Genomic DNA, 21,264 nt, shown 5'->3' on the forward strand with positions numbered 1-21,264 from the left:
GGGTGCTCTCGACGGATTCGGTCACTATGGTGGGAGGGTGCTGGACGACGTCCCCCGCGACCCGTTCGCGGACGACCCCGACGATCCCGCCTCGGCGATGGGCGAGCTCGACGACCCCGTGCCGCTGACGGCGGCCGAACGCGACGAGGCGATCACCGACCTGGCCGACGTCGACGTCTTCCGCACGCTTCTCGAACCGCAGGGCGTGGTCGGGCTCGTCCTCGACTGCCCGGAGTGCAGCGAGCAGCACTACTTCGACTGGGAACTACTCCGCGGCAACCTGCGCCAGATGATCGACGACGGCCGGCCGCAGGTGCACGAGCCGGCCTTCCACCCCGACCCGGCCAACTACGTGAGCTGGGAGTACGCCAGGGGCTACGTGGACGGCGTCATCGACACCGAAGAGCGCCGCTGACCGACGTCCTCCACCAGGAGGGCCAGCAGCCGCGCCGCCGGATCGTGCGGATCCGGCGCCTCACCACGAGACAGGGCGGTGAGCAGTTCGTCGGTCGCCGCCACCTCACCGAGGTGCGCGACCTCCCCGCCAGGCCCTTTCGAGCCCCAGAGCTCCGGCGTCAAGCCGACTCCAGCTCAACCATCTGCCGCAGTCTGGCCAGCGCTCGATGCTGGGCGACGCGAACCGCTCCCGGTGACATGCCCAGAACATTACCGGTCTCCTCGGCCGACAGCCCCGAGACCACCCGCAGCAGGAGCAGCTCGCGCTGGTTGTCGGGCAGCCGGGACAGCAGCATCCTGGCGTGCTCGACCTCGATGTAGCGGACCACGGTCTCCTCCGGCCCCGGCCCTTCGTCCGGCCCGTCGGGGAGATCCTGCGTCGGTACGGCGGAGCGGATCGAACTCCGCAACGCGTCGGCGACCTTGTGCGCCGCGATACCGAAGACGAAGGAGGCGAACGGCCTGCCCATATCCCTATATCTGGGCAAAGCGGACAATACGGCGATGCAGACCTCTTGTGCCACATCATCGGCTATGTGATATTGCCCGGAAACCCGGCCCAGCCTGGCGCGGCAATAGCGCACCACCATCGGCCGCAGTTCCCCGAGCAGGGATTCGATCGCGCCGCGATCCCCCTGCACGGCCAGGCTCGTCAGTTCTCTAAGCTCGGAGTCATCCGTTCGTGCCGGAAGTCTCGACGCGAGCCTTACCCCAATTTTGGCGTCGGCGACGCTTCCCTCGCTCACGATAGGCATGATGCCCGCGCTGATCCGCCCTGTCGTCATAGCGAACGGCTACGGATTGGTCACATTGAGGCGACGATAACCGCGCGTAATCAATTGACCACACTAAGCCTTTCGGGTGCTCTGAATATTTCACCAGATAACCCGAAATGCGCAGTAATTGGCAGATGGGGCGCGACGCTTTAGTAGGGCTGTTGGTTTACGCAGGAAATACTTTTCATCCTTCCTGTGATGCTTGCCGCCATCTGCCGGTCAATCCTCCTGAGCCGGGCGGGCGTTACATCCCAGACCGCACCGGACTGCCATGCCGTACCCGGGAAGCACCCTGTGCCGGAAACGCGAACGGCCCGCCCCGGAGGGCGGGCCGTACATGGTGCGGTGAGCCGGAGGCTCAGTGGCCGTGGCCGTGACCGTGGCCGTGACCACCGGCGGCCGGGGCCTCCTCCTCGGGCTTGTCCACGACGAGCGCCTCGGTCGTGAGCAGCATGCCCGCGATGGAAGCGGCGTTCTGGACGGCCGAGCGGGTGACCTTGACCGGGTCGATGACGCCCTGGGCGATCAGGTCGCCGTACTCGCCGGAAGCGGCGTTGTAGCCGTGACCGGTGGTCAGGTCGGACACCTTGGCGGTGACGACGTAACCCTCCTGGCCGGCGTTCTCGGCGATCCAGCGGGCCGGCTCGACCAGCGCGCGGCGCACGACGCCGACACCGGTGGCCTCGTCGCCGGTCAGGCCGAGGTCGTCGAGCTCCTTGCCGACGTGGATCAGCGCGGAGCCGCCGCCGGAGACGATGCCCTCCTCGATCGCGGCGCGCGTCGCGGAGATCGCGTCCTCGAGACGGTGCTTCTTCTCCTTGAGCTCGACCTCGGTGGCCGCACCCACGCGGAGCACGCACACGCCGCCGGCGAGCTTGGCGAGACGCTCCTGGAGCTTCTCGCGGTCCCAGTCGGAGTCGGACTGCTCGATGGCGAGCTTGATCTCCTTGACGCGGTCCTCGATGGCCGCCTCGTCACCGGCACCGTCCACGATCGTGGTGGTGTCCTTGGTGACGACGATGCGGCGGGCCTGGCCCAGCACCTCGAGGCCGACGTTCTCCAGCTTGAGGCCGATCTCCTCGCTGACGACCTGGCCGCCGGTGAGGATCGCCATGTCCTGGAGCATCGCCTTGCGGCGGTCGCCGAAGCCCGGAGCCTTGACGGCGACCGAGGTGAAGGTGCCGCGGATCTTGTTGGTGACCAGGACGGCCAGGGCCTCGCCCTCGACGTCCTCGGCGACCACGAAGAGCGGCTTCTTGGTCTGGGCGACCTTCTCCAGCAGCGGCAGGAACTCCGCGATGGAGGAGACCTTGCTCTGGGTGAGCAGGATGTAGGCGTCCTCCAGGACGGCCTCCATCCGGTCCGCGTCGGTGACCATGTAGGCCGACAGGTAGCCCTTGTCGAACTGCAGGCCCTCGGTGAACTCGAGCTCCATGCCCATGGCGTTGGACTCTTCGACGGTCAGGACGCCGTCCTTGCCGACCTTGTCGAAGGCCTCGGCGATGAGCTCGCCGATCTTGGCGTCCTGGGCCGAGATGGTGGCCACGCTGGCGATGGACTTCTTGTCCTCGACCGGCTTGGCGCTGGCCAGCAGCTTCTCGCTGACGGCGCGGGCGGCCTTGTCGATGCCGCGCTTGAGGTCCATCGGGTTGGCCCCGGCGGCCACGTTGCGGAGGCCCTCCTTGACCATGGCCTGGGCCAGCACGGTCGCGGTGGTGGTGCCGTCACCGGCGATGTCGTTGGTCTTGGTGGCGACCTCCTTGGCGAGCTGGGCGCCAAGGTTCTCGTACTTGTCGGTGAGCTCGACCTCACGGGCGATGGTGACACCGTCGTTGGTGATGGTCGGCGCACCGAACTTCTTGTCGATGACCACGTTGCGGCCACGCGGGCCGAGGGTCACCTTCACGGCGTCCGCGAGCGCGTTGACACCGCGCTCGAGCGAGCGACGGGCCGACTCGTCGAACTCCAGAATCTTCGGCATTGCTAGCTGAGTCCTCTCCTGCGTCGAAAGCCCCGGGCACAGAAGGACTGGACCCGGGGCTTCGACATATCCGACTTACTTCTCGATGATCGCGAGAACGTCGCGGGCGGAGAGCACCAGGTACTCCTCGCCGCCGTACTTGACCTCGGTGCCGCCGTACTTGCTGTAGAGGACGATGTCGCCCTCCTTGACGTCAAGCGGAATCCGCTTGTCGCCGTCCTCGTCCCAGTTGCCCGGGCCCACAGCGAGGACCCTGCCCTCCTGCGGCTTCTCCTTGGCAGTGTCAGGGATGACAAGGCCGGAAGCGGTCGTCTGCTCAGCCTCGAGCGGCTGAACCACGATGCGGTCGCCGAGCGGCTTAACGGGAACCTTGGTGGCGGTCGTCACGATCGGACCTCCCCTTCAGATTTGACTGATCTAGAAGAGGCGACCAGCGGCCTGCCGTCGCGGGTGTCAGACCTGCCTCGTCGCTTTTGTGTTTGGCACTCTCAAGGGGAGAGTGCCAACAGGAAACATATGCAAGCGGGGCTTGACAGTCAACACGAACGGCTTCAGGGCGCGTACGAGCCTTCCACCAGGTCGGACAGGACGCCCAGACGGGTCGGTACCCACCCGTGAGCCTGTCGTGTTCGCGCGGAGCTGACACGCTGGCTCCTCGCGAGCGCCCCGGCGAAGGGCTCGCCGAGCAGCTGCGCGGCCTCCGCGAGCGGCCACGGCCTGGCCTCGGGCTTCACCCCGGCCGCGCGCGCCGCCGCCACGGCCACCTCCTCGACCGGCACCGCCTCCTCGGCGATCGCGTGCAGGATCTCCCCCGAGACACCCCGCTCGGCGGCCAGCACGACCAGGTCGGCCAGATCGTCCACGTTCACGAAGGTCCAGGTCGGCGCCTGCCCGTCCGCGCTCACGTAGACGCCCGTGCCGCGCTCGGCGGCCACGGACTTGAGCAGGGCGACGATGCCCTGCCCGCGGCCGTGCACCACGCCCGGGCGGACCACCGAGCCGCCCGCGCCGAGCACGAGCTGCTCGATCTCCGGGCGGTGGGCGACGATCGGGTACGGGTCGACCGGGCTGTCCTCCGTGCCGTCACGCGTCTCGCCGAGCACCCAGACGCCGCTGAGGTAGTGCACCGGCCTGGCGGTCAGCGCGGTCACCGTCGCCAGGTCCACCTCCGGGTCGCCGGTGAGCTGGGCGGCGTGCACCACCGCGTCCACGTCGGGGGTGACCGCCGCGGCCACCGCCGCCGGGTCGGCCAGGTCCGCCACCCGCTCTTCGTACGGCAGGCGGCCTGCTTGCCGTACCAAGGCGACCACCTCGTGCCCGCGCTCCAGCAGCTTCTCGGCCACCACGCCGCCGATGTACCCGGTCGCGCCCGCCAGCAGGATCTTCATGTCTCCACCTCAAACACTTCGACATCAAAGCTTTCGTCGAGCCAGGACGTTAGCTCACTCCGGCGAACATTTCAACATCGAAGTTTTCGATATGATGGCCGCATGGAAGACTCCGTGGACCGCTTCCTCGGTCAGTGCGTCGCCGCCAGCCCCGGCCTGGACGTCTCCCCCGCCAACGTCGTCGCCCGCCTCACCCGCGCCGCCCGCCGCCTCGAACTGGGCATGAAGGAGCACTTCGCCCGCGAGGACCTGGAGACCTGGGAGTTCGACACCCTCGCGACCCTGCTGCGCAGCAACGCCGAGCACACGATGTGCATGAAGGACCTCGCCTCGGCCTCCCTGCTCAGCTCCGGGGCGCTCACCAACCGCATGGACCGCCTGGTCGCCCGCGGCCTGGTCGAGCGCGGGCCCGCCCCCGGCAACCGGCGCATGGTCCTGGTCACGCTGACCGAGGAGGGCGCGCGGCTGACCCGCAGCCTGCTCGACGGGCACATCGCCAACAAGCGCCGCATGCTCGCCGGGCTCACCGACGACGAGCAGGACCAGCTCGCCGGGCTGCTCCGCAAGCTGCTGATCTCGATGGGAGACGTGCCGGACCCCGAGTGAGGTGCACTACCGTCGGAACACGTGGACCTCGACGCCTTCCTCGCCCTGCAGACCCCGCGCGGCCAGGCGGCCCTCGCCGAGGCGGTCGAACTCACCGGCGCCGACCCCGTCGCCGCCGCCACCCGGCTGCGGAAGACCTACGACGCCGCCCTGACCTCGGCCGCTCTCACCCAGGCCGGCCTCCGCGCCCGCGCGCAGGCCAAGTTCGGCGCGGACGCGGCCCGCATGTACTTCACCCCGCACGGCCTCGAACAGGCCACCCGGGCCGACGTCGCCGCGCACCGCGCCAGGCGGCTGGCCGGGCTGCACGTCGTGGACGTCTGCTGCGGCATCGGCGGCGACCTGCTGGCCCTGGCCCGCGCCGGCTGCCGCGTCGACGCGTGCGACCTCGACCCGCTCACCGTCGCGGTCGCGCAGGCCAACGCCGACGCGCTGGGGCTCGGCGACCTGATCTCCGTCCGTACGGCTGACGCCGCATCGATCGACCCGGCGGGGTACGACGCCCTCTTCGCCGACCCGGCCCGGCGGACCGCCCGAGGGCGGACCTTCGACCCCGACGCCTACTCTCCGCCGTGGCCCGTCGTCGTCGACCTGCTGGCCAGAGCTCGGGCGGCGTGCGTGAAGGTCGCGCCCGGCCTGCCGTACGAGCTGATCCCGGAGGACGCGGAGGCGGAGTGGGTCTCCTACCGCGGCGAGGTCAAGGAGGCGGCCCTGTGGACCGGCCCCCTGGCCGGGCACGACCCCACCCCGCCCGGGCTGGAGGAGCACGCGCGGCGGCGGGCGACGCTGCTGCCCGGCGGCCACACGCTGACCCCCACCGGCGCGGTGGCGGCGAGCGGCCCGGTGGCGAAGTACCTCTACGAGCCCGACGGCGCCGCCGTGCGGGCCCACCTGGTGGCGGAGGTCGCCGACCTGGTCGGCGGGCACCTGATCGACCCGATGATCGCCTACATCACCTCAGACGTGGCCGTGGACAGCCCATGGGCGGCAAGGTACGAGATTCACGACACCCTGCCTTTCTCCCTGAAACGCCTCCGCGCCGTGCTCCGTGAGCGCCAAGTCGGAAATGTCACCATCAAAAAGCGGGGCTCCGCCGTGGATATCGAGCGCCTGCGCGCGGACCTCCGGCTTTCCGGCCCGAATACCGCCACCGTTATCCTGACCCGCATTGCGGACAAGCCTTTCATGCTGCTCGGATCACCGCATCCACCTGCGTAAACCGGATAATCGCCCTCTTTTATCGAGCGACAGAAGAAACCTTGATCCAAAGGCTAGGGTGGGCGCGCGGGAGTTTTCCCCCTAGGCAAACCGGACCAATCCTACCGCCGCGCTGAAATGCCGTAGGCGAGTGCAAGGAGTTTTCGGTGGATCATTCCAACCACGTCGCCCTTCTTCAGCCAGGCAGTAGCAGCCAGGCCGTTTCCGACCGAATGCGGGAGCTGCTCGCCCGCGCCGCCCAGGACCACGTCTACGAGCAGCGCACCCAGGGCGCCGTCCTCGACGAGATCCGCCAGCGCCTCGAAGGCATGGAGTGGCTGCTGCGCGAGGTCCGCGAGCGCGAGCTCGGCGGCCTCAGCGGCGTGCTCGACACCGTCAGCGGGCGGCTCGACGACATCACCACCCGGCCGCCGTCCTGGGCCGAGAGCCTCGCCCAGCACGTCGAGGCGGTCCGTGACCACGTCGACGTCGTCGGCGACCGAGTCGGCGTGGTCGGCGAACGCGTCACCCCCGTCGCCGAACTGCCCAGCCTCTGGGCCGACGTCGGCACCGTCGGCGAGAACGTCGACGAGGCCCTCAAACGGCTCCACTCGGTCATCGAGGGCACCGAGGGCATCGCCAAGCGCCTCACCGACGTCACCGGCAAGCTGGGGCAGCTCGGCGGGCACATGGAGGCCGCCGCCAACCGCTTCACCCGGCTCGACAAGACCCTGTCCGACCTCACCGCGCGGCTCGACCGCGTCGAGGGCGGCGTGGCCGACCTGTCCGACGGGATCGACGACAAGCTCGCCGACCTGTCGCTCCGCCTGGACGACAAGCTGACCGACGTGTCCGGACGTCTCGACGGGCGGTTCACCGACCTGTCCGGGCGTCTCGACACGCGGTTCACCGAGCTGTCCGGGCGCTTCGAGACCAGGCTCACGGAGGTCTCCGGCCAGGTGGAAACCGGCCTGACCGAGCTGGCCGGCCGCTTGGAGGCCGACCACGCGGAGCTGACCGCCCGCATCGACACCGGCCACACCGAGCTGACCACCCGCTTCGACAGCACCCACGCGGAGCTTTCGAGCCGCATCGAGACCGGCCAGGCCGGGTTGGCGGGCCGCATCGAGACCAGCCACGCCGAGCTGGCCGGCCGCTTCGACGACAAGCTGGCGACGACCGGCGAGCGCCTCGAAGGCAACCTCACCGCCGCCACCGAACTCCTCTCCAGCGCGGTCGAGCAGGTCGGCACCCGCGTCGAGGACATCAGCACCCAGGTCGACCACGCCGAGAACGCCCTCGCCGGCCGCCTCGAAGGCCTCGGCAGCCGCGTCGAGCGCGTGGACGGCCGCCTCATCGCCGTCGACAACCGCCTCGGCAACATCGACAAGCGCATCGAAACCGCCGACGCCTGCCTGGCCGACATCGACACCCGCCTCGACGGCGTCGACACCCACCTCGGCGACCTCGACACCCGCGCCGTCGCCACCGACAAGCGCCTCACCGCCATCGACGGCCACCTGCGCCGCCACGACGACCGCTTCGACACCCTCGACGGCCGCGTCGACAGCCGCTTCACCACCCTCGACGAGCGCTTCACCACCCTGGACGAGCGCCTCGCCACCGCCGACACCCGCCACGAGGCCCGCTTCAACAGCCTCGACGCCGGCCTCGGCGCCCTCGACGAGCACGTCGCCACCCGCTTCGACGCCCTCGACACCCGCGCCGACACCACCCGCGAACAGCTCGAAACCGTCGACGACCACGTCGAGGCGGTCAACCAGCGCATCGGCCAGCTCCCCGCCGTCCTCGCCGTCAGCCAGCAGGTCGGCGAACTCCTCGACGGCGTCACCATCGAGCACGTCAAGCGCCTCGACGCCCTCGACGAGCGCCTCGCCACGGCGGCTACCACGCTCACCGAGGTCATCCAGGCCCGGCCGGACCGGGACGAACTCACGGGTACGGTCACCGGCATCGTCGAGCCGGCCACCACCGACCTCACCAAGCGCCTCAGCGCCCTGGAGGAGACCATGCTCGCCTTGGCCGAAGCCCTCCTCCGCCCGTCCCGCCCCAAGGACTGACCCACTGCTCGGGCCTTCGTTCCGGGGGGCGCTTCGCGCCGGGGGGCTTGGGCTCGCTTTCCCAGGGGGCCTCCCGGCCCCCTTCGACCCCCGTTGACCACGTGGTCTCATCTCGACTCCGGTGAGCTCTCACCCGTCCCTACTCGCGGCACCGGTCTTCGCTCCGAGGGCACTTTGCGCCTCACTGCTTGGACTCGCCCTCCCAAGGGCCTACCGGTGCCTTCGGTGCCCGTTAACCCACGCGGTTTCGTCCCGTCGTTCAGGGCGGCGGCGGGTGATGCGGCTGGTTGCCGCGTCTTTGGGGTCGTCTTGAGAGGGAGGAGGCTTCGGGGGTTGGGTGGCCAATCGTTGACGCCTGAGACACCAAAGCCTGGAGGGTCGGTGGGCCTGCGGGTGTGGCGCCCGGAAGGGTGTGGGGCCCGGGAGTAAGTGCTCCCGGGCCTGGTGGTGCGGCGTGGTTGGGATGAGCGCGGCGGCTGACGGGGGCCACCTGGGGCGCGGCTGGCGGGTAGCCGGCTACCTGTACCCGGGGGCCTGTTCCCGGCGGCCTGCTCAGCGCTGAGCCGCCGCGGAGGGCCGGACTGCCGGCCGTACCGGGGAGAGGCGGAGGGCGCACAGGGCCATCCACAGGAGGTCGGCGCCGATCGCGATGCGCTCGGTGACGCCCAAGACCGCGGGCAGGGAGCGGGTGGCCATGGCGTCAACCAGGGTGACCATGAAGAGCACCAGGCCCACCACGACGACCACGGTGGTGGCGGTGAACAAGGGGTCACGCGGCAATGCCCGGGCGAGCACCACGCTGGCGATCACGAAGGACAGCAGAGCGACCCAGGCGGCCAATCCGTGGACGGTCTCGGAGACCGAGGGGTTGTCCCACTGGCCGGGCGGGTCGGCGGGGAAGATCGCGGCCAAGAGGATGCCCACCGACCAGAGGCCCAGGAGCCAGGTGCCAAGGCGGCTGACGCCGCTGCGGGCCACCAGCCAGGTGAGGGCCGCGGAGCCGGCGGCGATGCTCAGGAGTCCGGCGGTGACCAGCCAGCCGGCGTCGGTGTTGACGAAACGGCTCACTGTTTCGGCGACGACGCTCATCTCGGTGTTGACCACGTCCGAGACGGCAAAGGCGAGGGCTCCGAGTGCGGCACCGGCGATCACTGTGTTCTTCATGGGGATGACGTTAGGGAGCAGGTGGATGGCCCGGCGTCATCCGTGGGGAGGCTGGCGACTACCGCAGAAGTTGTGAGGCCGTGAGGTGCGTGTGCGCCTTCGACAGGTGCGGTACACAATGGGCGGCATGGCGGAGATTCACCACACCACCGCGAAGCCCACCAAGCTGGAGCTGCTGACCGAATGGCTCCCTACCCGGCTCTGGTATCGGGGCGGCTCGGGAGCGCCGGAACTGGCCAAGGCGGGCGGCTTCCGGCTCGACGACCCGGAGGGCGAGGTCGGGATCGAGTTCCTCATCGTCACCGACGCCGCCGGCGACCAGCCGGTCACCTACCTGGTGCCGCTCACCTACCGGGGAGCGCCGCTCGACGGGGCCGAGGACGCCCTGGTCGGGACCATGGAGCACGGGGTGCTGGGCAAGCGGTGGGTGTACGACGGGTGCCACGACCCGGTGCTGGTGGCGCAGTTGGTGGCGTTGATCGAGGGACGAGCCGAGGCACAGGCCCAGGACGTCAGCGACACTCCTGACCGGGATGTCGCGAGCTCCGGCGCGGCTCTCTCCGAGGCCGACCTCGCCGCGGGCGCGGCCGACGACCAGAACGGCACCGAACTGGCCGGGGCATTGCGGCTGAACCGGGTCTTGCACGCCGCGCCGGAGGCGACGGGCCACGTCGTCTGTTCGTGGCGGACGACGACCGGGAGCCGCTCCCGGGGGCCTGTGGTCGTGGCGCGATCCGACGGCGGCGCATAGGCGCTCTGAGGCGAGCCGCCGCCGGGCGAAGCCGAGCGATTGCTTAATTCCGGAGATCCGGCCTTCGGCTGTTTCCGGAAAGTGCCACGTTCACGTGGCGGCGGCTCCTCGCATCTGGGGAGGAGGCTCGGTCGGTTCCTCCTGAAGTCGCAGGCGCTGGTAGTCCGCCTCCAGCCGGTTCCAGAGCCGGGCAGGCATGCCGGTGACGAGTTCGAGCCGCTGAGCCATCTCGGCGCTCAGCGGCGCCAGCCCTTGGACCAGACGGTTGAGGTGCTCGGGACTGAGGTCGAGCCGGGTGGCGAGTTCGCGCGGTGTCATGCCCAGCTCATCGAGGTGCTCGCGGATGGTCTCGCCGGGCGGCACGGCGTGGTCAGGAACGCCGGGCGAGGTGGGGTCGATCGCGGACATCAGTGGTCACGCTCCTTCCTGCTCGTTTCGTCATCCGTGGTGGTCGGCGATCTCGATGACAGCCCGCGACCCTCCCGGCCGAATCCCCCGAGAAGCAAGAAGTCCCGCGGAGCGCGCAGAAGCCGCTCCGCGGGACTGAGGACGGTCAGCCGAGGTGCAGGGTCAGACGTGCACCGTGGTGATCGGCATGGACGAGTCGGCCGGCAGGTCGAGCAGCGACGGGGTGATCCCCGCCGCCACGAGGTTCGAGCCCAGCGCCGCCACCATGGCCCCGTTGTCCGTGCAGAGCCCCGGCCGGGGCACGCGCAGGCGGACGCCGGCGGCGTCGCAGCGCTCCTGGGCCAGCGCGCGCAGCCGGGAGTTGGCCGCGACGCCGCCGCCGATGAGCAGGTCGTGCACGTCGTACTTCTTGCACGCCTGCAGCGCCTTGCGGGTCAGCACGTCGACCACGGCCTCCTGGAAGGAGGCGGCGACGTCGGGCACGTGGATGGACTCGCCGGCCGTGGTGCGGGCCTCGACCCAGCGGGCGACCGCGGTCTTGAGCCCGGAGAAGGAGAAGTCGAGCGTCCCGTCGTCGAGCTTGCCGCGCGGGAAGGCGATAGCCGTACCAGAACCTGAGGTCGCGGCGCGGTCGATGTACGGGCCGCCGGGGAAGGGCAGGCCGAGCACGCGGGCGACCTTGTCGAAGGCCTCGCCGGCGGCGTCGTCGACGGTGGAGCCGAGCGAGATGACCTCGTCGGCCACGTCGGGGACGAGCAGCAGCGAGGAGTGCCCGCCGGAGACCAGCAGCGCGATGCAGGGCTTGGGCAGCGGGCCGTGCTCCAGCTGGTCGACGGCCACGTGCGCGGCGAGGTGGTTGACGCCGTAGAGCGGCACGCCCAGGCCGAGGGCGTAGGACTTGGCCGCGGCGACGCCGACGAGCAGCGCCCCGGCCAGGCCGGGGCCGGCGGTGACGGCGATGGCGTCGATGTCGGAGAACTTCAGCCCCGCGTCGGCCAGCGCGCGCTCGACCGTCGGGGTCATCGCCTCCAGGTGGGCGCGCGAGGCGACCTCGGGCACCACGCCGCCGAAGCGGGCGTGCTCCTCCGCGGAGGAGGCGATGGTGTTGGCCAGCAACGTGTGCCCGCGGACGATCCCGACGCCGGTCTCGTCGCAGGAGGTCTCGATACCCAGGACCAGCGGTTCGTCAGCCATCCAGCTTCCTCTTCATCACGATCGCGTCGGTGCCGTCGTCGTAGTAGCGCCGGCGCACGCCGATCTCCACGAACCCGAAGCGCTCGTAGACGGCCCGGGCGCCGGGATTGTCCGCCCGCACTTCGAGGAAGACCTCGATGGCCCCCCGGCGGAAGGCCTCGTCGAGCAGTTCGGTGAGCATCGCGCTGCCGATGCCCCTGCCGCGGTGCGCTTCGAGCACCGCGATGGTCTGCACGTCGGCCTGGTCGGCCGCGGCGGCCAGACCGGCGTAGCCGACGATCTCGCCGCCCTCCAGGGCGACGACGTAGTGCCGGGTGCGCGGCTGCTCGTCGAGCTCGCCGCGCATCATCGCCTCGCTCCACGCGTCGAGCGGGAAGGTCTCCCGCTCGATCGCCATGACCGCGGGCAGATCGTCCCGGGTCATCGGGCGCAGGTTCACTGCGTCACCTTCTTGGGCGCCGCCGGCTCCACCGCGTCGGGCCGGCGCAGGTAGATCGGGCGGGGCTGGTCGAGCTGCTCACCCGCCGCCAGCCGCGTGGCCGCCAGGGCGGCCAGGTGCCCTCCGAAGGGGTACGGCGGAGCCACCGATTCGCCGAGCACGTCGGGGAACATCCCCGGCCCCACCACGGGCAGCCCCTTGACCGGCACGTCGGCGGGCCGGTCGACGAACGGCCCGTCCAGCCGCTCGCGGAACCCCGCGTACCGGGCCCAGAACACCTCCCGGCGCCGCGCGTCGGTGGCGACCAGGAACTCCCGCTCCAGCCCGCTCCCGTAGGCCAGCGCGTCGAGCGTGCACACGCCGTACGCCGGGACACCGAGCGTGGTGGACAGCCCCTGCGCGGTCATCAGCCCGACCCGCAACCCGGTGTACGGGCCGGGGCCGGTGCCCGCGACCAGCGTGGTGACGTCGCGGATCGAGGCGCCCGCCTGGGTCAGGACCTGTTCGATGATCGGGACCAGCAGTTCCCCGTGGCGCCGCGCGTCGACCGTGGTGGACTCGGCGAGCACCCGCTCCCCGTCGTGCAGGGCAGCGGTGACCGCGGGCGTCGCGGTGTCAAAGGCCAGAAGCAGCACGAAGAAAGAGCTTACTGGCCGTGGAGGCAGTGCTTCAGCCAGTCGAGCGTGACGGCGCCCTGCGCGCGCTGGAACGAGCGGACCGTGGGCAGCCCGGGCGGGGCGGGCAGGCGGCTCTGCCGGACGAGGTAGCCGGCCAGCGCGGACACCACGGGGAGGCTCGGGTCGGGCAGCAGGTCCTGCGGCGGCGGCCCGCCCTGCATCCGCACCGAGGGCAGCATGCACAGCCAGTCGAACCAGGCCGCGCCGACGCAGGCGTAGGGCCAGTCGACGAGGTAGACCCGGTCGTCGGTGAGCAGGACGTTGTCGGCGCGCGTGTCGGCGTGGATCAGCGTGCCGCCCGCGGCCGCCTCGGCCCAGCCGGACTCCAGCTCCGCCAGCCGGTCGAGGTTGGCCAGCGCCCACGGGTCCAGTCCGGTCAGGTCCTCGCCCTGCAGCAGCCGCCAGCCGCGGAACTTGTCGCCGTACTCGGCCGCCACGGTCGGCAGCCCGGCCGGCGCGGTGATCTTGCCGAGCTCTTCGAGGACGTCACGGACCCGCTCCAGCTCGTCCGCGCGCCAGGGCAGGGCCGGATGCCGGCCGTCGACGTCCTCGAAGACGAGGGTCACCCAGCCGTCGAGCTCGAAGGTGTGCAGCATCCGGGGCATGGGCGTCTCGGCGGGCAACATCGCGGCCACCCGCGCCTCGGCCCGGTAGATTTCGACCGAGTCGGGGTTGGGCTCCGGCCCGATCGCCTTGACGAAGACCCGGGAGCCGTCGGCCAGCCGGATCCGGACCGCGGCGGCCGGGGAGAAGCCGCCGGTCTGGGTGACCGCCTCGGCCACCGGGGCGCCGAGCACCCGTTCGACCTCGGCACGGACCCGGGCAGGCACCTGTTCCCAGGGGACGCGGACGCCCGACGCGGGCGGATTGTCGCTCATTTCACCAGGGTGGCATAGACGATCACGTTGTCGTCGTACTCGTTCCGGTCGAAGTCGAAGGTGCCCCCGCAGGTCACCAGCTTCAGCCCGTCCTGCTCGTAGACGCGCTCGGCCGGGAACTCGTCCTTGTCCACCTGCTCCATGGAGGTGACCTTGTACTTCGCCACCTTCCCGTCGCTGCGCTCGATCTCGACCAGGTCGCCCTTCTTCAGCTTGCGCAGCTTGTAGAAGACGGCCGGCTCGGTCTTGGTGTCCACGTGCCCGACGATGATCGAGGCGCCCTTGTCGCCGGGCACGGCGCTGCCCTTGAACCAGCCCGCGAGCTTGGGCTTCTCGTACGGCGGCAGCTCCATCTCGCCCGTCTTGGTGGTGCCGAGCTTCATCAGCGGCGCCTCCAGGTCGAGCGAGGGGATGCCGATGCTCTGCGGCACGACGGCGGCGACCGCCGGCGACTGGTCCTGGACCACCTTGCCGAAGGCGACCATGACCAGGCCGGTGGCCGCCCCCGCCAGTACCACCCTGCTGAACTTCGCCATGGCTCAGGCGCGACGACGCCTGACCGCCAGCCCGATGCCGCCGGCCAGCGCCAGGCCGAGAAAGATCCCGGCCGGCCCGAGCGGGAAGCCGCCCTGGTCGTCGTCGATGTCCTTGCCGTAGGTGCCGCCGCCGCCGGCGCCGATGCGGGTGGGCCGCGCGGTGGGCGGGCGGGTGGTCGCCGGCGGGCGCGTGGTGGCGGGGGTGTCACGGATGACGCGGAGCGTCGCGCGGCCGGTGTCGTTGGTGCCCTCGCACTTGACGTCGACCGTGTAGGTGCCGGGCTTGGCGGTGCGGGCGACCTCGGCCTGGCCGCGCACCCACGGCAGGGCGGGCGTGGCGGTGGGGTTCGCGGTCGGGCTGGTGGCGGGGGCCGACTGGAGTGTCACCGCGGAGACGAAGGCGTCGGAGGTCGCTCGGCCGGTGTGCGCGGGGCCGCCCTGCGGCAGCGGGCAGTTGGCGAGGATCCAGACCTTGGAGGTGTCCCCCTCGGTCACGTTGTCCGGGTTGAGCTGGATGGGGATGTTCTGCCGGCTGACGGTCGCGGAGGGCGTCCCCGTCGCGCCCCCGGTCGGTGTCTCTGTCGGGCTGGGCGACGCTTCCGCCGCGCAGCCGACTAACCCCAGCATGAGGATGGCACCCGCGTACGCGACTTGCCGGCTCCTGTGCACCACCGCACCCCACTCCGCCGTTTGACCCCAGCATCTACCGAAAGTCGGTGAAATGCCTCACGTTATGCCCAGAAAGTGCCCGGGCAACCCATGATCCATATGGTGCCAGGGTGAGCAGCGGATAACCCGGCTTTTACCCTTGCCGCGGATCAGACGGCGTGTCGGCCCACCGGTCCCCCACGCCACGGAGGCTGATCTCGCGCTCGTCGCTCTCGCGGGAGATGTGCACCTCCAGGCGGTCCTCCGCGAGGTTCTCGACCTTGCCCTCGCCCCACTCGACGACGGTGACCGAGTCCTCCAGCGAGGCGTCGAGGTCGAGGTCGTCCACCTCCAGGTCGCCGCCGAGCCGGTAGGCGTCCACGTGCACCAGCGCCGGGCCCCCGCACAGCGACGGGTGCACGCGGGAGATGACGAAGGTGGGCGAGGTGATCGGGCCGCGGACCTTCAGCCCCTCCGCGATGCCCTGGACCAGGGTGGTCTTGCCCGCGCCGAGCGGCCCGGACAACACCAGCAGGTCGCCCGCGCGCAGCCGCGCGGCCAGCCGTACTCCGAAAGACCTCATGTCCTCCGCGGTCGCCACCTTCATGCTTCCACCCGTTTCACCAGTTCCTTGAGCGCGTCGTTCACCACGTCCGGCCGCTCCAGCTGGATCAGGTGCGAGGTGTCGGGCACCTCGGTCAGCTGGGCCTTCGGCAGCGCGGCGGCGATCGCCTTGCTGTGGTCGGGCGGGGTCAGCCAGTCGCGATCCCCGACCATGATCGCGGTGGGCACGTCGTCGAGTACCGACAGCGCCGAGAGCTTGTCGTGGTTCATCAGCGCCGAGTAGAAGTTGGCCACGACCTCGGTGGGCGTCGCCCTGATCATCGACTCGGCGAAGTCGACGATCGTCGGGCTGACGTTCTTGGAGTCGCCGAAGCCGATGTAGCGGGTGATCAGGAAGGCGATGTCGCTGCCGGCGTGCCGGGTCTTGTCGACCAGGCTGCCGCGCCGGCCGAGCAGGGAGACCGTCGGCGGCGCGACCTTGTGCACCGCCTTGGACAGCAGCGCGGGCAGGCCGAGCGTCAGCTCCGCCAGCTTGCCGGCGGACGTGGCCAGCAGAGCCGCGCCCCTGATCCGCTCGCCGAACAGCTCCGGGCGCCGGTCGGCCAGCGCCATCATGGTCATGCCGCCCATGGAGTGGCCGATCAGCACGCACGCCCCGGGCACGAAGGCGTCGAGCACCTCGGCCAGGTCGTCGCCGAGCCGGTCGATCGTGCAGTCCTCGGCCGGGGCCCGCTGGGACAGGCCGTGCGAGCGCTGGTCCCAGAGCACGATGCGGTGGTTCTCGCGCAGCTCGCGCCGCTGGTAGTGCCACGACTCCAGGTTGAGGCAGTAGCCGTGCGAGAAGACGAGGGTCAGCGGCGCGTCCTCCGGCCCGTCGATCTCCACGTGCAGCGCGATGCCGTCGGAGGTGATCAGCGTGCGCTCGCGCCCGCGCAGCTCACCGAGGGGCTCGCTGGCGGCGGGGTCGGGGCGGAGCCTGATGCGGCCCACCGCGTACCGCTTGGCCAGCGCCACCGCGGCCACGCCGGCGGAGGCGGCGCCGACGATCGCGCCGGCGATGCCGACCTTCCTCCGAGCTGTCGTCGTCATGACCTCACTCCACGTACACCCGGCGCACCCGTGACCCGATTCTCGTCACGATCTCATGCGTGATCGTGCCGAGGTTATCCGCCCATTCCTGTGCGGTGGGCTCGCCCCCCGTCCCAGGGCCGAACAGCACGACCTCGTCGCCGTCGCGGAGCGGGGAGTCACCCACGTCGATCATGAACTGGTCCATGCAGACCCGGCCCGCTATGCCGCGCCGTACTCCGCCGACCAGCACCTCCACCCGCCCCGTTGCGTGCCGGAGGATGCCATCGGCGTACCCGAGGGGGACGAGCCCAAGCGTGCTCTCCGCTTCGGTCACGTAGAGCTGCCCGTAGGACACTCCCGACTTGCCGGGCACGCGCTTGGCGAGGGCGAGCTGCGCCACCAGCGTCATCGCCGGGCGCAGCCCGAAGTCGCCCTGCTCGGGGATGGGTGACAGGCCGTACATCGCGATGCCGGGCCGGACCAGGTCGAAGCGGGTGCGCGGCAGGGTCACGATGGCCGCCGAGTTGGCCAGGTGCCGGATCACCTGCGAGCCGGCCAGCCCGGCCTGCTCGGCCAGCTTGAGCGCCTGCTCGTAGGCCTCGATCTGCGCCTCGACCGACGGGTGGCCGGGCAGGTCGGCGCAGGCGAAGTGCGACCACAGGCCGACCAGCTCGATGACGCCCTCGGCTTGCAGCCGGGCCGCCTGGCGCAGGAGCCCCGGCCAGGCGGCCAGCGGGGAGCCGCCGCGGCTCATCCCGGTGTCGGCCTCCAGGTGCACCCGGGCCTGCACGCCGGTACGGCGGGCCGCCCCGGCGATCTCGCCGAGCCGCGACTCGTCGGAGGCCGACAGCTCGATGTCCTGCCGCAGCGCCTCCTCCAGCGGCTCGCCCGGGGTGAGGATCCACGACAGCACCGGCACGCTCACCCCGGCGGCGCGCAGCGCCAGGGCTTCGCGCAGGTAGGCCGTCCCGAGCCGGGAGGCCCCGCCCGCGACGACGGCCTGGGCGGCGGGCACGAGCCCGTGCCCGTAGGCGTCGGCCTTGACCGCGCCCATCAGCTCTACGCCGCCCGCGTACTCCTTGAGCAGCGCGACGTTCGCCCTGATCGCGCTGAGATCGACGCGTGCCTCGGCTGGGAAATGCATCTTTCCAGTCTGGCAGCTCAGTCCGGTGCTCGTCCCAGGGATCGCCGCGCCCGCGGGATCGCGGCGGCCACGTCGGAGGCGGTCAGCGGCCCGCCGGCCAGGCGCGCGGCGCGACCGTGCAGGTAGGCGGCGCAGGATCCGGCGTCGTAGCAGCTCAGCCCCTGGGCCAGCAGCGCGCCGCCGATCCCGGAGAGCACGTCGCCGGTGCCGCCGGTGGCCAGCCACGCCGAGCCGGTGGTGTTGACCCGGGCCGGCCGCTCCTCCTCGGCGACCACCGTGGTCGAGCCCTTGAGCAGCACCGTCGCGCCCAGCTCGGCCGCCGCCCGCCGGGCGTGCTCCAGGCGCGCGGCCTCGATCGGTTCGCGGGCGACCCGCAGGAGCCGGCCCAGTTCCCCCGCGTGCGGGGTGAGCAGCACCGGCGCGCTGCGCAGCAGCAGGGACCGGTCGCGGGCGACCAGCGAGATCGCGTCGGCGTCGATCAGCACGGGCACGTCCGAGGCCAGCACGCGGGCGGCCAGCTCGTGCGCCCACTCGTCGGTGCCGAGGCCGGGGCCGAGCACCCACGCCTGCACCCGGCCCACCCCGTCGAGCGCGGGCCGCTCCAGCTCGGTGATCACCGCTTCGGGCCAGTGCGCGCGCACCTGCGCCACCGGGGCCTCGCGGCCGACGTACCGCACCATCCCGGCGCCCGCCCGCAACGCGCCGCCCACGGCGAGCACGGCCGCGCCGGTGTAGGCGTCGCTGCCCGCGGCGATGCCGACCACGCCCCTGCGGTACTTGTCCGACTCCACGCCCGGCGAGGGCAGCAGGTCGGCGACGTCCGCACCGGTCAGCGCCGCCACGTCGGGGTCGGGCAGGTAGCGGCCCAGGCCGATGTCGACCAGCTCGACGCGGCCGGCGAAGGCCGCGCCCGGATCGACCAGCAGGCCGGTCTTGTACGCGCCCATCGTGACCGTGACCTCGGCCCTGACCGCCGCTCCGTGGGCCTGGCCGGTGCTCGCGTCCACGCCGCTCGGCACGTCCACGGCCACCACCCGGCCCGCGTGCGCGGCCTCCGCGGCCAGCCTGGCGTACGGCTCGCGCAACGGCCCCGAGCCGCCGATGCCGACCAGGCCGTCAAGCACCAGGTCGGCCGCCTCCACCCGGTCGCCCACCCGGCCGCCGGCCGCGCGGAAGGCGTGGAGCCCGGCCTCGTGCGTCTTGGAGCCGGCGAGCACCGCCGTCACCCGGGCGCCCCGGCGGGCCAGCCGCGCCCCGGCGAACAACGCGTCGCCGCCGTTGTCGCCGCTGCCCACCAGCAGGAGCACCCGCGAGCCGTACACCCGGCCCAGCAGGCCGGCGCAACCGGCGGCCAGGCCCGCGGCGGCGCGGTCCATGAGCGTGCCCTCGGGCAGCGTGGCCATGAGCGCCTGCTCGGCGGCCCGGATCTGGTCGGCTCGGTAGGCGGTGCGCATGGGATCGAACCTAACCCTCGGCGATCACGTAGGCCATGGCCAGCCCGCCGTCGTGCGTCAGCGACACGTGCCAGCGCTTGACGCCCAGGTCCCTGGCCACCTCGGCGGCCCGGCCCGACACCGACAGGTGCGGCCGGCCGGCCTCGTCGCAGCGGATCTCGGCCTCCAGGTGGCCGAGCCCCTCGGGCGCGCCGAGCGCCTTGGCCACCGCCTCCTTCGCGGCGAACCGCGCGGCCAGCGACCGCGCCGGCAGGTCGCGCTCGATCTCGGTGAACAGCCGCTCGCGCAGTCCCGGCGTCCGCCCGAGCGCGGCCTCCAGCCGGGCGACGTCCACCAGGTCCACCCCAATGCCGAGGATCATCGACCCAGCGTAACCAACGCCTGACCACGGGAGGCCGCGCGGGCCGGTCAGAAGCCGCCGCGGTGCCAGGGGCCCCAGATCGCGAAGGAGACGCCCTTGCTGGACTGCACGTTCACGTAGAGCGTGTGGCCGCCGGGCCCGAAGGTGGAGCCGGCGAACTCGGCGCCGCTGTCCCCGGCGACAGGCACCAGGCGGGAGAAGTCGAAGATCTCGCCGCGCCGGGTGAGGCCGCGCAGGTAGTTGTCCGCGCCGCCGTCCTCGCACAGCACGAGGGTGCCGCGGTTGCTGGTGGTGATGTTGTCGGGCAGGTCGAGCACGGCCGAGCCGGGCGACTCGTAGACCAGCTTGAGCGTGGAGGACCACGTCTCGTAGGCCCAGATCTGGCCGCGGCCCTTGCCGAAGCCCGAGGGCGGGGTGTCGCCGGGCGCGGTCGCGCCGCCCTGGGTGGAGACGAAGTAGACCGTGCCGTGGTGGTAGATCGCCCCCTCCAGCCGGGAGAACAGCGCCGCGCCCTTGGCCCGTCCCTGGTTGCCGACCGCCTGGATGGCGGTGTCGTTGCTGGGCGTGCCGGTGAAGGTGGGATCGGGGTCGTCCACGTCGACCCAGGTCGCCCGGAAGGTGCTGCCGACCGGCAACCCCACCGACAGGTCCTTGCCCGGCTCGTCGCGTACGGCCAGCATCTGCAGCTTGCCGCCGTCGAGAAGGCGCCGCGCCGCGAGCGGGTTGCGCGGCGGCTGGTAGCGGTAGAAGCCGCTGGGGAAGGCGAAGTTGTCCTCGGTGAGGAAGAGCGCGCCGGACAGCGGGTCGAAGGCGACCGACTCGTGCGCGAAGCGCCCGGCCGAGCGGATCGGCTGCGCCGAGGCGGCGCCTCGGGTGGGCACCTCGAAGATGTAGCCGTGCTTCTGGGTCAGCTTGGAGTTGTCGCCGCCCGAGAAGTCGTTGCCCACGTCCGGCCCGTTGACCGTCTCCTCGCAGGTCACCCAGGAGCCCCACGGCATCGGGCCGCCGGAGCAGTTCATCATGGTGCCGGTCAGCGACGGCCCGCTGCGCACGACCTCGCCGTAGCGCGTCACCTCCAGGGTCGCCGTGCCGCCGCCCGCCGCCGGGTCGTAGGCCTTGGCCGGGTCGCCGAACGCGCCGACCGGGCCGTTGACCTCGTGGTTGCGCACGAGTACGGCGTGGCCGCGCCGCCCGTGGAAGGCGGCCATGCCGTCGTGCCGGCCCGGGGTGAGACCGCCCTCGGTGAAGGGCTCCCCCGCGGCGTTGAACGAGCGGTACCGGAAACCGTCGGGCAGGTGCAGCCGCACCACGCCGTCCCGCTCGTCGGCGACCGGACGGAGCGGCCCGTAGCCGGGACCGGGCCGGGTACCGCCGTTCACGCCGGCCTGGGCGACGCCCGCGAAGGGTCCGGCGACGGCCAGAAGGGAGACACCGGCTCCGGTGAGAAAGTTGCGACGATCCATGCGCCAACCTTTCGGGTGAGCAGCTCG

General features: G+C 71.6%; 24 protein-coding genes. 5 read left to right on the top strand and 19 right to left on the bottom strand.

The genetic code is table 11. The features are described from left to right. The first annotated feature begins 37 nt into the window (after positions 1-37). Positions 38-415 (top strand): DUF5319 family protein, encoded by a 378-nt coding sequence (locus ACIBG7_RS04380; protein ID WP_357915936.1) that lies wholly within the window; start codon positions 38-40, stop codon positions 413-415. Here ACIBG7_RS04380 and ACIBG7_RS04385 read toward each other — a convergent pair. From ACIBG7_RS04385 to ACIBG7_RS04405, 5 genes are all read right to left on the bottom strand, one after another. Beyond that, positions 376-579 (bottom strand): hypothetical protein, encoded by a 204-nt coding sequence (locus tag ACIBG7_RS04385; protein ID WP_357915933.1) that lies wholly within the window; start codon positions 577-579, stop codon positions 376-378. The two genes, ACIBG7_RS04380 and ACIBG7_RS04385, sit on opposite strands and share 40 nt — an antisense overlap. After that, positions 576-1,211 (bottom strand): sigma-70 family RNA polymerase sigma factor, encoded by a 636-nt coding sequence (locus tag ACIBG7_RS04390; protein WP_357918353.1) that lies wholly within the window; start codon positions 1,209-1,211, stop codon positions 576-578. Before ACIBG7_RS04390 ends, ACIBG7_RS04385 begins: the two co-directional genes overlap by 4 nt. A 379-nt stretch (positions 1,212-1,590) precedes the next feature. After that, positions 1,591-3,213 (bottom strand): chaperonin GroEL, encoded by a 1,623-nt coding sequence (gene groL / locus ACIBG7_RS04395; RefSeq protein WP_357915930.1) that lies wholly within the window; start codon positions 3,211-3,213, stop codon positions 1,591-1,593. Positions 3,214-3,288: 75 nt separating this feature from the next. Further along, the gene (gene groES / locus ACIBG7_RS04400; protein WP_203953588.1) at positions 3,289-3,603 is read right to left on the bottom strand and encodes a co-chaperone GroES; all 315 of its coding nucleotides are present in this window, start codon (positions 3,601-3,603) and stop codon (positions 3,289-3,291) included. A gap of 161 nt (positions 3,604-3,764) precedes the next feature. Then, on the bottom strand, positions 3,765-4,601 hold the full coding sequence (locus tag ACIBG7_RS04405; RefSeq protein ID WP_397335148.1) for an NAD-dependent epimerase/dehydratase family protein: 837 nt from the start codon (positions 4,599-4,601) through the stop codon (positions 3,765-3,767). Between the two features lie 102 nt (positions 4,602-4,703). Between ACIBG7_RS04405 and ACIBG7_RS04410 the strand changes: the two genes are divergently transcribed. The 3 genes from ACIBG7_RS04410 to ACIBG7_RS04420 all read left to right on the top strand — a co-directional run bounded on the left by ACIBG7_RS04410 (position 4,704) and on the right by ACIBG7_RS04420 (position 8,485). Then, positions 4,704-5,207, top strand: coding sequence for a MarR family transcriptional regulator (locus ACIBG7_RS04410; RefSeq protein WP_357915924.1), 504 nt, complete (start codon positions 4,704-4,706; stop codon positions 5,205-5,207). Positions 5,208-5,228: 21 nt separating this feature from the next. Continuing rightward, on the top strand, positions 5,229-6,425 hold the full coding sequence (locus ACIBG7_RS04415) for a methyltransferase domain-containing protein (protein ID WP_397335149.1): 1,197 nt from the start codon (positions 5,229-5,231) through the stop codon (positions 6,423-6,425). Between the two features lie 146 nt (positions 6,426-6,571). Further along, complete coding sequence (locus ACIBG7_RS04420) at positions 6,572-8,485, top strand: hypothetical protein (protein WP_397335151.1); 1,914 nt, start codon at positions 6,572-6,574, stop codon at positions 8,483-8,485. 552 nt (positions 8,486-9,037) lie between these two features. On the opposite strand, the gene ACIBG7_RS04425 is transcribed toward ACIBG7_RS04420, so the two are convergent. Continuing rightward, positions 9,038-9,649, bottom strand: coding sequence for a DUF998 domain-containing protein (locus tag ACIBG7_RS04425; protein WP_397335152.1), 612 nt, complete (start codon positions 9,647-9,649; stop codon positions 9,038-9,040). Positions 9,650-9,776: 127 nt separating this feature from the next. Here ACIBG7_RS04425 and ACIBG7_RS04430 point away from each other — a divergent pair, with 127 nt between their 5' ends. Beyond that, positions 9,777-10,400: a 1,4-alpha-glucan branching protein gene (locus ACIBG7_RS04430; protein ID WP_397335154.1), complete on the top strand. Its 624-nt coding sequence runs from the start codon at positions 9,777-9,779 to the stop codon at positions 10,398-10,400. A 90-nt stretch (positions 10,401-10,490) separates the two neighbouring features. On the opposite strand, the gene ACIBG7_RS04435 is transcribed toward ACIBG7_RS04430, so the two are convergent. From ACIBG7_RS04435 to ACIBG7_RS04495, 13 genes are all read right to left on the bottom strand, one after another. Next, positions 10,491-10,808, bottom strand: a complete 318-nt coding sequence (locus ACIBG7_RS04435) for a HigA family addiction module antitoxin (protein WP_397335155.1) — start codon at positions 10,806-10,808, stop codon at positions 10,491-10,493. Between the two features lie 162 nt (positions 10,809-10,970). Then, the gene (tsaD, locus tag ACIBG7_RS04440) at positions 10,971-12,002 is read right to left on the bottom strand and encodes a tRNA (adenosine(37)-N6)-threonylcarbamoyltransferase complex transferase subunit TsaD (RefSeq protein ID WP_397335156.1); all 1,032 of its coding nucleotides are present in this window, start codon (positions 12,000-12,002) and stop codon (positions 10,971-10,973) included. Further along, entirely contained in the window at positions 11,995-12,426 is a 432-nt protein-coding gene (gene rimI, locus ACIBG7_RS04445) for a ribosomal protein S18-alanine N-acetyltransferase (protein WP_357918346.1), read from the bottom strand. The genes tsaD and rimI overlap by 8 nt, the downstream gene beginning before the upstream one ends. A gap of 11 nt (positions 12,427-12,437) precedes the next feature. Next, entirely contained in the window at positions 12,438-13,076 is a 639-nt protein-coding gene (tsaB, locus tag ACIBG7_RS04450; protein ID WP_357915904.1) for a tRNA (adenosine(37)-N6)-threonylcarbamoyltransferase complex dimerization subunit type 1 TsaB, read from the bottom strand. A gap of 11 nt (positions 13,077-13,087) precedes the next feature. Continuing rightward, on the bottom strand, positions 13,088-13,996 hold the full coding sequence (locus tag ACIBG7_RS04455) for a phosphotransferase family protein (protein WP_397335158.1): 909 nt from the start codon (positions 13,994-13,996) through the stop codon (positions 13,088-13,090). Next, the gene (locus ACIBG7_RS04460; RefSeq protein ID WP_357915898.1) at positions 13,993-14,532 is read right to left on the bottom strand and encodes a class F sortase; all 540 of its coding nucleotides are present in this window, start codon (positions 14,530-14,532) and stop codon (positions 13,993-13,995) included. The genes ACIBG7_RS04455 and ACIBG7_RS04460 overlap by 4 nt, the downstream gene beginning before the upstream one ends. A 3-nt stretch (positions 14,533-14,535) precedes the next feature. Further along, complete coding sequence (locus tag ACIBG7_RS04465; protein WP_397335159.1) at positions 14,536-15,159, bottom strand: hypothetical protein; 624 nt, start codon at positions 15,157-15,159, stop codon at positions 14,536-14,538. 175 nt (positions 15,160-15,334) lie between these two features. Next, positions 15,335-15,787, bottom strand: coding sequence for a tRNA (adenosine(37)-N6)-threonylcarbamoyltransferase complex ATPase subunit type 1 TsaE (gene tsaE, locus ACIBG7_RS04470; RefSeq protein ID WP_357915892.1), 453 nt, complete (start codon positions 15,785-15,787; stop codon positions 15,335-15,337). Then, on the bottom strand, positions 15,784-16,833 hold the full coding sequence (locus ACIBG7_RS04475; RefSeq protein WP_397335161.1) for an alpha/beta fold hydrolase: 1,050 nt from the start codon (positions 16,831-16,833) through the stop codon (positions 15,784-15,786). The genes tsaE and ACIBG7_RS04475 overlap by 4 nt, the downstream gene beginning before the upstream one ends. Positions 16,834-16,837: 4 nt before the next feature. After that, positions 16,838-17,959, bottom strand: a complete 1,122-nt coding sequence (gene alr / locus ACIBG7_RS04480; RefSeq protein WP_357915886.1) for an alanine racemase — start codon at positions 17,957-17,959, stop codon at positions 16,838-16,840. 17 nt (positions 17,960-17,976) lie between these two features. Beyond that, on the bottom strand, positions 17,977-19,413 hold the full coding sequence (locus tag ACIBG7_RS04485) for an NAD(P)H-hydrate dehydratase (RefSeq protein WP_397335162.1): 1,437 nt from the start codon (positions 19,411-19,413) through the stop codon (positions 17,977-17,979). A gap of 10 nt (positions 19,414-19,423) precedes the next feature. Then, complete coding sequence (locus ACIBG7_RS04490; RefSeq protein ID WP_357915881.1) at positions 19,424-19,774, bottom strand: holo-ACP synthase; 351 nt, start codon at positions 19,772-19,774, stop codon at positions 19,424-19,426. 47 nt (positions 19,775-19,821) lie between these two features. Beyond that, positions 19,822-21,237, bottom strand: coding sequence for an alkaline phosphatase PhoX (locus ACIBG7_RS04495; protein WP_357915878.1), 1,416 nt, complete (start codon positions 21,235-21,237; stop codon positions 19,822-19,824). Positions 21,238-21,264 lie beyond the last annotated feature (27 nt).

Source organism: Nonomuraea sp. NPDC050328, from assembly GCF_044459405.1.
Taxonomy (GTDB): Bacteria; Actinomycetota; Actinomycetes; order Streptosporangiales; family Streptosporangiaceae; genus Nonomuraea.

Bases quoted from the DNA above. Each gene is read 5' to 3' on its own strand.
- ACIBG7_RS04390 (WP_357918353.1), bottom strand. From the start codon at position 1,211: ATGCCTATCGTGAGCGAGGGAAGCGTCGCCGACGCCAAAATTGGGGTA.
- groL (WP_357915930.1), bottom strand. From the start codon at position 3,213: ATGCCGAAGATTCTGGAGTTCGACGAGTCGGCCCGTCGCTCGCTCGAG.
- ACIBG7_RS04405 (WP_397335148.1), bottom strand. From the start codon at position 4,601: ATGAAGATCCTGCTGGCGGGCGCGACCGGGTACATCGGCGGCGTGGTG.
- ACIBG7_RS04410 (WP_357915924.1), top strand. From the start codon at position 4,704: ATGGAAGACTCCGTGGACCGCTTCCTCGGTCAGTGCGTCGCCGCCAGC.
- ACIBG7_RS04425 (WP_397335152.1), bottom strand. From the start codon at position 9,649: ATGAAGAACACAGTGATCGCCGGTGCCGCACTCGGAGCCCTCGCCTTT.
- ACIBG7_RS04430 (WP_397335154.1), top strand. From the start codon at position 9,777: ATGGCGGAGATTCACCACACCACCGCGAAGCCCACCAAGCTGGAGCTG.
- ACIBG7_RS04435 (WP_397335155.1), bottom strand. From the start codon at position 10,808: ATGTCCGCGATCGACCCCACCTCGCCCGGCGTTCCTGACCACGCCGTG.
- tsaD (WP_397335156.1), bottom strand. From the start codon at position 12,002: ATGGCTGACGAACCGCTGGTCCTGGGTATCGAGACCTCCTGCGACGAG.
- rimI (WP_357918346.1), bottom strand. From the start codon at position 12,426: ATGACCCGGGACGATCTGCCCGCGGTCATGGCGATCGAGCGGGAGACC.
- ACIBG7_RS04455 (WP_397335158.1), bottom strand. From the start codon at position 13,996: ATGAGCGACAATCCGCCCGCGTCGGGCGTCCGCGTCCCCTGGGAACAG.
- ACIBG7_RS04460 (WP_357915898.1), bottom strand. From the start codon at position 14,532: ATGGCGAAGTTCAGCAGGGTGGTACTGGCGGGGGCGGCCACCGGCCTG.
- ACIBG7_RS04465 (WP_397335159.1), bottom strand. From the start codon at position 15,159: ATGCTGGGGTTAGTCGGCTGCGCGGCGGAAGCGTCGCCCAGCCCGACA.
- tsaE (WP_357915892.1), bottom strand. From the start codon at position 15,787: ATGAAGGTGGCGACCGCGGAGGACATGAGGTCTTTCGGAGTACGGCTG.
- ACIBG7_RS04475 (WP_397335161.1), bottom strand. From the start codon at position 16,833: ATGACGACGACAGCTCGGAGGAAGGTCGGCATCGCCGGCGCGATCGTC.
- alr (WP_357915886.1), bottom strand. From the start codon at position 17,959: ATGCATTTCCCAGCCGAGGCACGCGTCGATCTCAGCGCGATCAGGGCG.
- ACIBG7_RS04485 (WP_397335162.1), bottom strand. From the start codon at position 19,413: ATGCGCACCGCCTACCGAGCCGACCAGATCCGGGCCGCCGAGCAGGCG.
- ACIBG7_RS04490 (WP_357915881.1), bottom strand. From the start codon at position 19,774: ATGATCCTCGGCATTGGGGTGGACCTGGTGGACGTCGCCCGGCTGGAG.
- ACIBG7_RS04495 (WP_357915878.1), bottom strand. From the start codon at position 21,237: ATGGATCGTCGCAACTTTCTCACCGGAGCCGGTGTCTCCCTTCTGGCC.